The organism is Streptococcus sanguinis (genome assembly GCF_050223295.1).
Classification (GTDB): domain Bacteria; phylum Bacillota; class Bacilli; order Lactobacillales; family Streptococcaceae; genus Streptococcus; species Streptococcus sanguinis_X.
Map to the genome: position 1 here is coordinate 142,796 of NZ_CP071424.1, position 11,476 is coordinate 154,271.

Sequence of the window (11,476 nt, forward strand, 5' to 3'; positions counted from 1 at the left end):
ATGGGAAAGTATCAATTGGACGACAAAGGAAAGGCTCAGGTGCAGCGTTTCCATGAAAAACATTCGCAGGGTGGCAGCGGCAAAAAAGAACGATTAGCCAAACTGCGTCAGCAATTTTTAGAAAAGAACAAGAAACAATAGAAGTCAGAGTGGGACGCAAGGCGGTCTCACTCTCTTCGTATCAGGAGGTACTATGGAGCTGAGACGACCGGAACTAGAAGACAAGGAAAAGATTTTAGAAATGCTGGCTGACTTTGAAGCAGCTGGCAGCCGGCAGGACGGCTTCTTTGGCGGAGCGGATTTTGTCTACGAGGACTGGCTGGAGACGATTCAGCTAGCTGAGGCAGGTCTAAGCTTGCCGCAAGGGTTTGTGCCTTACATCCAACTAATCTCTTTTGCTGCGGATGGTCAGGCTGTAGGCTTTCTCAATCTGCGCTTGCGGCTCAATGACTATTTGCTCCAAGAAGGCGGGCATATCGGCTATAGTATCCGTCCCTCTGCGCGTGGGAAAGGATTGGCAAAAGAGCAGCTGAGACAAGGCTTGCAAGTGGCTAAAAGTAAAAATATAAAACGAGTCCTAGTGACTTGCGATAGTGACAATGCTGCCAGCCGGGCAGTGATTCTGGCTAATGGCGGAGCTTTAGAGGATGTTCGAGGCGGAAAAGAGCGTTACTGGATTGATGTCAATTAAGGAGGTAACATGGAGCTAAGAAGACCAACTTTGGAGGATAAAGACGCAATTTTAGAGATGATTGCGGAGTTCGATGCTGCAAAATCTTATATGCATGGTGGCATGGGCTCCACTTGGAAGCGAGCAAAGGATTATGAGGATTGGTTAAAGATTGTAGAGCAGCAGGAGGATGCTGCCAATTTGCCAGCAGGCTGGGTTCCTGCAATCAAATTTTTATCCTTTGATGAGACCGGCTTGCCTTTGGGATTTTTAGCCCTGCGCCTGTCCTTGAATGACAAATTATTTGTAGAGGGTGGGCATATCGGCTATTCTATCCGGCCCAGTCAACGCAGAAAGGGATTGGCTAAGTTGCAGCTAGAGCTAGGACTAGCAGAGGCTCGAAAGCAAGGACTGGAACGAGTGCTGATTACCTGCGATGAAGACAACGAAGCCAGCCGCCGCACCATTCTCTCCGCTGGCGGTGTTTACGAAAATACAATCGACAGAAGTCAGCGCTACTGGATTGATTTGGAGGATGAAGATGAACAATCCCAAACCTCAAGAATGGAAAAGTGAGGAGCTGAGCAAGGGGCGAATCATTGACTATAAGGCCTTTAACTTTGTAGATGGCGAAGGTGTCCGCAACTCCCTCTATGTCAGTGGCTGTATGTTTCACTGTGAGGGCTGCTATAATGCAGCAACCTGGTCTTTCAACGCCGGCATTCCTTATACCCAAGAGTTGGAGGAGCAGATTATGAAAGACTTGGCGGAACCTTATGTGCAGGGACTGACCCTCCTAGGCGGCGAGCCTTTTCTCAATACAGGCATTCTCCTGCCCTTGGTCAAGCGGATTCGGAGAGAGCTGCCGGACAAGGATATCTGGTCCTGGACGGGCTACACCTGGGAGGAGATGATGCTGGAAACGGAGGATAAGCTGGAGCTGCTGAGTCTGATTGATATTCTGGTGGACGGCCGTTTTGACCTTACCAAGAAAAATCTCATGCTGCAGTTCCGTGGTTCTTCTAATCAGCGCATCATTGATGTGCAGAAGTCCCTTCAGTCAGGTCAAGTAGTCATCTGGGATAAGCTGAATGATGGCCTCCAGGCCTATGAGCAAGTTGACAGGGATAAGATGCTTTAAAAAATAAGCAAAATGCTGATATAAAAGAGGTTTTACCTCTTTTTCTGTTGTCAAAAACAGTATAAAATATTTGTTTTTCGAGAAGAAAGAAAGAATTTACCGAAAATTAATACAGACTGTCCTTTTTTGTCAACAAATTTTGGAAAAAACTAAAATATTTTTAAATATTTTAGTGTATCATAATGCATTTATGATATAATAAAATGTATTTATATCTCAGGGGAGAAAAAGGGAGAATTATGAATCAACATAGGAGAAATGTGCCTGCTTCTAAAAAGGGGAAGAAGCTTAGGCTCTTTAATGCAGCTTTACTGACATTGGTAAGCTTGGTTTCAGGTTTGCTTGTTTTTTCTATATTTAAAAATAATGTTCTGGCGTTTCATCACCTGAACCTTATTTTGTCTGCTCTTTTGGCGGCTGTTATTTTACTGGCAGCCTTCTTTGTATGGAAAAATAAGTTCAAAGTCCTGACCACGGTGCTTTTGTTTGTGACCTTGCTGGTATCCTCAGGAGCTATGTACGGGGTCAAGGAGCTGATGGACTTATCTAGAGGTGTGAACTCCACCTCAAATTACTCTGAAATTGAAATGGCCGTTTATGTCCGGACAGACAGCGATAAATCAGATGTAACTCAGCTGAAGAAGCTGACAGCTCCGACTGAAAATGGGGATAAGGACAATGTGACAGCTCTTCTGGACCACATCAAGAAGACTAAAAAGACAGAACTCACAGTGGAAAACAGCTCGTCTTATATCGCAGCCTACAAGGCCCTCATCAATCAAGAGACTGAGGCCATTGCCCTCAATAGCTCGTTTGGAGACATGCTGGCTTCTCATGATGCTGACTATGCTTCAAAGATAAAGAAAATCTATACTTATAAAATCACCCGTCAAGTAGAGACAGGCAAGCGCAGGGATGATGCCAATGCAGATGTCTTCAATATCTATGTCAGCGGTATTGACACCTATGGCTCGATTTCATCTGTCTCACGCTCAGATGTCAATATCATCATGACGGTTAATCGCAAGACCAAGAAAGTCCTCTTGACGACAACTCCTCGTGATTCTTATGTGGCGATTGCAGATGGAGGGGCTGGGCAGATGGACAAGCTGACTCATGCAGGGATTTATGGCGTGGATGCTTCTGTCCACACGCTGGAAAATCTTTACGGTATTCGCATTGACTACTATGTTCGTCTGAACTTCTCTTCTTTCCTCAAGCTGGTAGACCTGTTGGGAGGGATTGATGTTGAAAATGACCAAGAATTTACCAGCCGACATGGTAATCATCATTTCCCAGTAGGGAAAGTTCATATGAACTCAGATCAGGCACTAGGCTTTGTTCGCGAGCGTTACTCCCTTCAGGGTGGCGACAATGACCGCGGAAAAAATCAAGAAAAAGTTATCGAAGCAGTCATTAAAAAGCTGACTTCAACTAGTGCTTTGAAGAACTACAACGAGATTATTTCCGGCTTGCAGGACTCTATCCAGACCAATATGGAGCTGCCTGTTCTTATGAATCTGGTCAATACCCAGCTGGAGTCAGGTGGAAGCTATCAAGTTCAGTCACAAGCCATCAGCGGAAACGGTCGTATGGATCTACCATCCTATGCTATGCCAGATTCCAATCTCTACATGATGGAAATCCAACCGGAAAGCCTTGATAATGCTAAGGCAGCGATTCAGCAGGTAATGGAAGGGAAAACGCCATGATTGACATCCATTCTCATATTATCTTTGATGTGGACGATGGCCCTAAGAATTTTGAGGATTCCAAAAAACTGTTGGAAGAAAGCTATCGACAGGGAGTTCGGACTATTATCTCTACTTCTCATCGCAGAAAGGGCATGTTTGAAACGCCTGAGGAGACAATAAGCGCTAACTTTAAAATGGTGAAAGAATTGGCAGAGCTTGTGGCGCCTGACTTGACGGTTCTCTATGGGGCAGAGGTTTACTACACCAGCGATGTGGCGGATAAGTTGGAAAAGGGGATTTTCCCCAGTCTAGCTGGTACACGCTATGTGCTGATTGAGTTTAGCATGGCAACGCCTTATAAAGACATCCATAAAGGCTTGGCTCAGATTCTGCGCTTAGGTCTAACACCGGTCCTTGCTCATATTGAGCGCTATCACTGCCTGGAAAATGATGAAAAGAAGGTGCAGGAACTCATTAATATGGGCTGCTATACTCAGATTAACAGCTCCAGTGTTCTGAAGCCTAAGTTGCTTGGAGACTCGCATAAATTTATGAAAAAACGTGCTCAGTTCTTTTTGGAGAAGGACTTGGTCCACTTTGTTGCCAGCGACATGCACAATCTAAGCCAGAGACCGCCCTTTATGAAAGAGGCCTTTGACATCGTCGCTAAGAAATACGGTTCCCGCCGGGCAGAGGCCCTCTTTGGCGGCAACCAAGCATTATTATTGAAAAATGAATTGATTTAGGGGAAAAATGGAAAAACAAGAAAAGCAAATCGTAGAAATCGATATTCTGTCCTTGCTGAGAGCCTTATGGCTGAAGAAATTTACCATCGTATTGGGAGCGGTGCTCTTTTCTTTGCTGGCTTTTGGCTACAGCGTCTTTATTGCTAAGAAAATGTATCAGAGCACCACACGCATCTATGTGGTTAGCCGTCAGAACGAGACGCAGGCAGCTTTGACCAATCAGGACCTGCAGGCGGGTTCATACCTCGTTAAGGACTTTAAGGAAATCATTCTGTCACAGGCGGTTCTGTCACAGGCAATTAGTGAGTTGAAACTGCAAACGTCACCAAGAGAGCTGACGCGTCACATCACCGTTTCCGTTCCGGCGGATACTCGTATCGTTTCGATTACAGTTAAGGATGACAATCCAGAGGAAGCGGCTCGCATTGCCAATGCCTTTCGTAATATCGCCGCTGAGAAAATCATCGAGGTGACAAAAGTTTCTGATGTGACAACTTTGGAAGAAGCAACAGTCCCAGCAGAGCCTTCTTCACCAAATATTCGGCGTAATGTTATCTTAGGATTTTTAGGGGGCAGTGTCCTGATGTCGATCTTTATCATCGCTGTAGAAATCCTGGATGATCGGGTGAAAAAGCCAGAGGACATTGAAGAAGTCATGGGCTTGACGTTATTGGGCGTTATCCCAGATATGAACAGAATGTAAGGGAGAGAAAATGGCAACCTTAGAATTAGTTAGGAAAAAAAGGAACCTTGTCAAACTAACCGAGGAATACTACAATGCTCTAAGTACTAATGTACAGCTGAGTGGCGCCAATATCAAAATGGTCGAAATAAGCTCGGTGACGGCAAATGAAGGAAAGTCTACAACCTCAGTGAACCTCGCAGCCGCCTTTGCCAGAGCTGGTCACAAGACCTTGATGATCGATGCGGATATCCGCAACTCAGTCATGTCAGGTGTGTTTAGCAGTCAGAGAAAAGTATCAGGACTGACGGACTATCTGTCAGGACAGGCTGCCCTGCACGAAGTCATCAACGATACAGATCTGGAAAATCTGGATGTGATCTTATCTGGTCCAGTATCACCTAATCCGACGGGGCTTTTGCAAAGCAAGCAGTTTGATGCACTTTTGACTGACTTGCGTGTTCGTTATGACTACATCATTGTGGATACTTCACCGATTGGTCTGGTCATTGATGCGGCTATCATCGCTCAGAAATGCGATGCCAGCTTCTTGGTGACACAAGCAGGCCATATCAAACGAAAAGCAGTCATGAAAGCTAAAGAGCAGTTGGAACAAACGGGAACTCCTTTTTTGGGTGTTGTCCTCAATAAATATAACATTGATTTGGAACGCTATGGCGCCTACGGAACTTATGGGGGATATGGCAGCTATGGCAATTATGGGAAATAATAGGGATTAAAGAGTTTTAGGATAATTGGGAGATTATTATGTTTAGGGACAGGAAGGAATTTCAAAAGGCAGAACTTGCCTTTGTTCAGCTTTTTGCTGTACTCTTTACAGGATTTTTAGTGAGTCCTTTAAGGGAAACGGAAATCAATCAGCACAGTATTTTAGTGCTTGCATTCTTGCATGTCATTGCTTTTTATGCCAGCGATTTTTGCTATGACATCCTGAAGCGAGGCTATTTAGAAGAGTTTATTTTCACTGTGAGATATAGTATTTTTTATAGTTTGGCAATTAGTTTTGCTTCTTTCATGATGCAAGATAGTTTTTCTATTTCTCGAAGAGGGCTTATTTACTTTGTCATTGTAAATGCAGCGCTAGTCTATTTTGTTAATTTGGCTTTTAAACGTTATCAGAAGACTGTTTATCCAAACTTGAAAAATAGTAAAAGAGTTTTTCTAATTACAACAGGTGATTCTCTGGATAAGGTCTTTGAACGCCTGCAAGAATCATTCGATATAGGGGGCAGGATTGTTGCGGTGTCTTTGCTAGATGATGCTCCGTTTAGCAATCCCAATGTAAAAATCGTTCCTAAAGAAGAAATTGTCTCATTTGCGACACGCGAAGTAGTGGATGAAGTATTCATCAACCTGCCAAATGAGGAATATAACATTGAAGGCTTTATTTCACAATTTGAAGCAATGGGAATTGATGTTTCTGTTAATATCAATGTCTTTGATTTTATTTCTATGGGAGAAAAGCGGGTTCGAGAAGTTGCAGGCTTGAGTATGGTCACTTTTTCGACAAACTTCTACAAGTATGGTCATGTGCTAGCAAAACGCACGCTGGATATTATTGGTGCTCTGGTTGGTCTCTTCTTCTGTGGTTTGGCTGCTCTTGTTTTAGTTCCGCTTATCAAGAAGGATGGTGGACCTGCTATCTTTGCCCAGGAGAGAATTGGGAAGAATGGGCGTCGTTTCAAGTTCTATAAGTTCCGGTCTATGTACACTGATGCTGAAGAGCGGAAAAAAGATTTGTTGGCGCAGAATACGATGGTTGGCGGTATGTTTAAGGTCAATAATGACCCACGGATTACGCCTATCGGCCACTTTATCCGTAAAACTAGCTTAGACGAACTACCGCAGTTTTATAATGTTTTAATTGGGGATATGAGCTTGGTTGGTACGCGACCGCCAACTGTTGATGAGTATGAGCAATATACACCAGAACAAAAACGCCGCCTCAGCTTTAAGCCAGGTATCACAGGTCTCTGGCAGGTTAGTGGACGCAGTCAGATTACAGACTTTAATGAAGTGGTGCGTTTGGATGTTGCTTATATAGATGAATGGACGATTTGGTCAGACATCAGAATTTTGCTAAAGACTTTTAGAGTTGTATTGGCTAGAGATGGAGCAAAGTAGGGGGAGAAACAGTTCTTTTGCAGTTAGGAGGAGTATGAAAAAGTCAGTTTATATCGTGGGATCTAAAGGTATCCCAGCTAAATATGGTGGATTTGAGACCTTTGTTGAGAAGCTGACCGCCTGCCAGAAAAATTCTAATATCCAGTACTATGTGGCTTGTATGTGGGAGAATTCAGCCAAGTCTGGGATTTTAGAGGATACTTTCGAGTATAATGGAGCTATATGTTACAACATAGATGTGCCTAAGATTGGCTCAGCTCGAGCGATTGCCTATGATATTGCTGCGCTAAATAAGGCTATTGAGCTAGCTGAGCAGAATCAAGATTCTGAGCCAATTTTCTACGTTCTAGCTTGTAGAATTGGCCCTTTTATCGGAAACATCAAAAAGAAAATCAAAGCACTGGGCGGCAAGCTCCTTGTCAATCCTGATGGTCATGAATGGCTGCGAGCGAAGTGGAGCATGCCAGTACGCAAGTATTGGAAAATTTCTGAAGCACTGATGGTTAAGCATGCAGATCTCTTAGTTTGTGATAGTGAGAATATCGAATCTTACATAAAAGCAGACTATTTGAGATATGCTCCAAAAACAACTTACGTTGCCTATGGGACAGATACAAGCAGGTCTGAGTTGTCTGCTAACGAAGACAAAGTTCGATCATGGTATCAGGAAAAAGATATTGCTGAGAATGAGTATTACTTAGTTGTTGGGCGCTTTGTGCCAGAAAATAACTATCGAGCCATGATTAAGGGGGTTATGGCATCTCATTCTAAAAAAGACTTTGTCCTGATTACCAATGTTGAAGAAAACAAGTTTTACAATCAGCTGCTCAAAGACACAGGATTTGATAAAGATCCAAGAATTAAATTTGTTGGAACAGTTTATGATCAAGAATTGCTCAAGTACATTCGGGAGAATGCATTTGCCTATCTTCATGGCCACGAAGTTGGCGGAACAAATCCGTCTCTTTTGGAGGCCTTGGCATCTACTAAATTAAATCTCTTATTGGATGTTGGCTTTAACCGTGAGGTTGGTGAAGACGGGGCCATTTATTGGAAAAAAGATGAGTTGGCTCGTGTCATTGAGGAAGTAGAAGGATTTGATCAGGCAGCAATAACTGACTTGGATTTCAAGTCAAGTCAAAGAATCCTCTCAGCTTTCACATGGGAAAAGATTGTGTCAGATTATGAAGAAGTGTTTAAAGGATAGGGAATGAAACGGATTTTATACTTGCATGCTGGTGCAGAAATGTATGGAGCAGATAAGGTTTTATTGGAATTGATCAAAGGATTGGATTCCAAAGAATTTGAAGCTCATGTCATCCTGCCAAATGATGGTGTTTTAGTCGAGGCCTTGCGTCAGGTTGGGGCTCAGGTCAGTGTGTTGGATTATCCGATTTTACGAAGGAAGTATTTTAATCCCAAAGGCATTGCCGACTATATTCGCTCTTATAATTTCTATGCTAAGCAAATCGCCCTCTATGCTCGAGAACACAGTATAGATATGGTTCACAATAATACAGCGGCTGTTTTGGAGGGCATCTATTTGAAACGCAAGCTCAAGCTGCCTTTGATTTGGCATGTTCATGAGATTATCGTCAAACCCAAAGCTATTTCTGACTTTATCAATATGCTCATGGGACGATATGCAGACAAGATTGTGACGGTGTCCCAAGCGGTCGCTAATCATATCAAGCAGTCTTCCTTTATCAAAGATAGCCAAGTGGAAGTGATTTATAACGGTGTCGATAATGCTGTCTATTATCCAATGGATGCGTCTTCTATTCGTGAAAAATTTGACATTGCGCAAGATGCACTTGTGATTGGCATGATTGGTCGGGTCAATGCTATCAAAGGACAAAATGATTTCATAGAAGCAGTCGAGCCACTTTTGGAAAAGAATGAGCAAGCGGTGGCTTTCCTAGCTGGAGGTGTTTTTCCTGGTGAAGAATGGCGCTTAGAAGAACTAGATAAGAGAATAGCTTCTTCATCTGTTGTGTCACAAATTCATCGTATTGATTACTACGATAAGACTTCTGAACTTTATAATATGTTTGATATCTTTGTCTTACCAAGTATAAAACCTGATTCCCTACCTACAGTAGTCCTAGAAGCCATGGCTTGTTCAAAACCAGTTGTTGGTTATAACAATGGGGGAATAGCTGAAATGGTAGTAGATGACAAAAGTGGTTGCTTAGTCAAACCAAATCGTCCTCAAGAACTTTCTAATGCCATTTCTCTCTTACTAGATAGTTCTGAAAAAAGAGAAAAATTTGGGCGAGTAGGATATCAGAGACAAAAAGAGCTGTTTTCTTTGGAGAGTTACATCAAGAACTTTTCGGAGTTGTATAAAACAGATAGAAAAGATTAGTTATGAATAAAATAGATTTTGTTGTTACTTGGGTTGATGGGAATGATCCTGTGTGGCAAGAAAAAAAATCAAGCTATGATGGCTCGGTTAATACTTCTAAACAGAGTATGAATTCAGTCAAGTCTTACCGAGAATGGGGGACCTTTAAATATTGGTTTAGAGGAGTTGAAAAATTTGCTCCTTGGGTCAATAAGGTCTACCTCGTGACCGACCAGCAAAAGCCAAGCTGGTTAGATATAAATAGTGAAAAATTGGTGTTGGTAGATCATACAGAGATTATCTGTAATGACTACCTGCCAGTTTTTTCTGCCAATCCTATCGAAAGTAACATCCATCGAATCCCTGGTCTCTCAGAGCATTTTGTTTTTTTTAATGACGATATGTATTTGACAGCTCCAGTCGAGCCGACAGATTTTTTCTCAGAGGATGGTTTACCCAAATATAATACGGCTCTTTCACCGATTATTCCTGAGCGATATGGAACGGGGAATTTTCAGATAAATGACATGGAGATTGTCACTAGCTATTTCAGTCGAAATGAAATTTTGAAGAATGGCCAATTCTTTGATCCAAAGCAGGGATTAAAAACTATCGTTAAGTCGCTACTATACAGAAATAGTCAGTTTATCTGTGGTTTCTGGGAGAGTCATCTGCCCTATCCTCTACTAAAATCAACTATGGACTTGGTATGGGAAAAGGAAAAAGCTATCTTGGAAAAAACCTCAGCAAGTCGTTTTAGAAGTCCATCTGATACCAATGTTTGGCTCTTTAAATATTGGCAAATTGCCAGTGGTCAATATGCTATTGGGAATCCTAAATTGGGTGGTCTTTTTTCCCTAGATAATGCCGGACCAGATTTTTGGAGCTTGATAAACTCTGGCAAATACCAAATTATGTGTATCAATGATGGATTTAACATTCAAGACGAGGAGCAGGTGATGACAGACTTTATCAAGGCTATGGATCAACTGCTTCCAGATAGAAGCTCATTTGAGATTTAAACTGTAAAACTAAGTAAGAGAAAGAAAAGAAAATATGATTTCGGTAATTGTGCCTGTTTATAATGTGGAGGACTACCTTCATTATGCCATGGAGAGTTTGGAACATCAGACTTACAAGGATATGGAAGTCCTCTTGATTGATGACGGCTCGAGTGATGGCTCAGGACACTTGTGTGACCAGTATGCCCAGCAATATGATTGGGTGACTAGCTACCATAAGGTCAACGGTGGCTTGTCTGATGCTCGGAACTATGGGGTCTTGAAAGCCAAGGGTGACTGGATTACTTTCCTAGATCCAGACGACTATCTGGAACCTTGCGCCTTGGAACTGCTAGCAGAGCTACAAAGTCATACCCAATCAGATATGGTGAGTGGCAAAGTAGAGCCAACAGCTCAATATCATCGTTTTCAAAATTTTCACTTGGATCAGCTTGATTTAGACCAAGTTAAGGTCTATGACAAGGCAAAGGCTCTGACTGAGATGCTCTACGGAGACCTTGTAACGGTCTCTGCTTGTGGGAAACTCTATCGGAAAGAACTTCTTGAGAAAGCTCCCTTCCCCAAGGGGCGCATCTACGAAGACCTCTATGTTATCAGTGAGCATCTCAACCAAGTCCAATCTGTGGCCTTGTACCATCTTCCGATTTACCATTATTACCATAGACCTGGTAGCATTACTGCCTCAGCTTTCACGCCAAAACAATACGAGTTTTACGAAGCAATTGATCATTTAAAAGAGGTTGTGAATGCAACCTATCCTGAGAGTTCAGAACTCCAAGAAGCCATCATTTCACGCTTCTTTACAGGAAGTCTTCTTATTTTTACGATGATTCAGGATGGAAATCCAGCAGAGTTCAAGCGTCTTCAGGAGAAGACGAGCCCCTATTTGCCTCTTGTCTTGAAGAATGCTAGAGTTAGTAAGAAACGTAAGATTCTATATATTTTGATTAGTAGGTATCCACACCTCTATTTTTACTTTAAAAAGTGGAAGCAATAAACGACTGAATGATTCAGAGATTAGAAAAGGAA

Annotated in this window: 13 protein-coding genes; all 13 read left to right on the forward strand. The window is 42.5% G+C overall.

Going from position 1 to position 11,476, the window contains the following annotated elements:
* The 13 genes from J1C77_RS00785 to J1C77_RS00845 all read left to right on the forward strand — a co-directional run bounded on the left by J1C77_RS00785 (position 1) and on the right by J1C77_RS00845 (position 11,444).
* The gene (locus J1C77_RS00785) at positions 1-141 is read left to right on the forward strand and encodes a hypothetical protein (RefSeq protein ID WP_002894059.1); all 141 of its coding nucleotides are present in this window, start codon (positions 1-3) and stop codon (positions 139-141) included.
* 52 nt (positions 142-193) lie between these two features.
* Entirely contained in the window at positions 194-691 is a 498-nt protein-coding gene (locus J1C77_RS00790; protein WP_002922667.1) for a GNAT family N-acetyltransferase, read from the forward strand.
* Between the two features lie 9 nt (positions 692-700).
* Positions 701-1,246, forward strand: a complete 546-nt coding sequence (locus tag J1C77_RS00795) for a GNAT family N-acetyltransferase (RefSeq protein ID WP_002922666.1) — start codon at positions 701-703, stop codon at positions 1,244-1,246.
* Entirely contained in the window at positions 1,212-1,811 is a 600-nt protein-coding gene (nrdG, locus tag J1C77_RS00800) for an anaerobic ribonucleoside-triphosphate reductase activating protein (RefSeq protein ID WP_002899261.1), read from the forward strand. Before J1C77_RS00795 ends, nrdG begins: the two co-directional genes overlap by 35 nt.
* A gap of 203 nt (positions 1,812-2,014) precedes the next feature.
* Positions 2,015-3,523 carry an LCP family protein gene (locus J1C77_RS00805; RefSeq protein WP_002922665.1) on the forward strand — a complete coding sequence of 503 codons (1,509 nt, stop codon included), beginning with the start codon at positions 2,015-2,017 and terminating at the stop codon, positions 3,521-3,523.
* The gene (gene cps4B, locus J1C77_RS00810) at positions 3,520-4,251 is read left to right on the forward strand and encodes a capsular polysaccharide biosynthesis protein Cps4B (protein ID WP_002922663.1); all 732 of its coding nucleotides are present in this window, start codon (positions 3,520-3,522) and stop codon (positions 4,249-4,251) included. The genes J1C77_RS00805 and cps4B overlap by 4 nt, the downstream gene beginning before the upstream one ends.
* A gap of 7 nt (positions 4,252-4,258) precedes the next feature.
* A complete protein-coding gene (locus J1C77_RS00815; RefSeq protein WP_002894051.1) occupies positions 4,259-4,954 on the forward strand; it encodes a Wzz/FepE/Etk N-terminal domain-containing protein in 696 nt (231 codons plus the stop codon).
* A gap of 10 nt (positions 4,955-4,964) precedes the next feature.
* Positions 4,965-5,663 carry a polysaccharide biosynthesis tyrosine autokinase gene (locus tag J1C77_RS00820; RefSeq protein ID WP_002894050.1) on the forward strand — a complete coding sequence of 233 codons (699 nt, stop codon included), beginning with the start codon at positions 4,965-4,967 and terminating at the stop codon, positions 5,661-5,663.
* Positions 5,664-5,701: 38 nt separating this feature from the next.
* The gene (locus tag J1C77_RS00825; protein ID WP_002922661.1) at positions 5,702-7,078 is read left to right on the forward strand and encodes a sugar transferase; all 1,377 of its coding nucleotides are present in this window, start codon (positions 5,702-5,704) and stop codon (positions 7,076-7,078) included.
* A 34-nt stretch (positions 7,079-7,112) separates the two neighbouring features.
* Positions 7,113-8,285, forward strand: coding sequence for a beta 1-4 rhamnosyltransferase Cps2T (gene cps2T / locus J1C77_RS00830; protein ID WP_042763062.1), 1,173 nt, complete (start codon positions 7,113-7,115; stop codon positions 8,283-8,285).
* Between the two features lie 3 nt (positions 8,286-8,288).
* On the forward strand, positions 8,289-9,446 hold the full coding sequence (locus tag J1C77_RS00835; RefSeq protein WP_002922659.1) for a glycosyltransferase family 4 protein: 1,158 nt from the start codon (positions 8,289-8,291) through the stop codon (positions 9,444-9,446).
* Between the two features lie 2 nt (positions 9,447-9,448).
* The gene (locus J1C77_RS00840) at positions 9,449-10,447 is read left to right on the forward strand and encodes a Stealth CR1 domain-containing protein (RefSeq protein ID WP_049547592.1); all 999 of its coding nucleotides are present in this window, start codon (positions 9,449-9,451) and stop codon (positions 10,445-10,447) included.
* A 34-nt stretch (positions 10,448-10,481) separates the two neighbouring features.
* Complete coding sequence (locus tag J1C77_RS00845) at positions 10,482-11,444, forward strand: glycosyltransferase family 2 protein (RefSeq protein ID WP_002922656.1); 963 nt, start codon at positions 10,482-10,484, stop codon at positions 11,442-11,444.
* Positions 11,445-11,476: the final 32 nt, after the last annotated feature.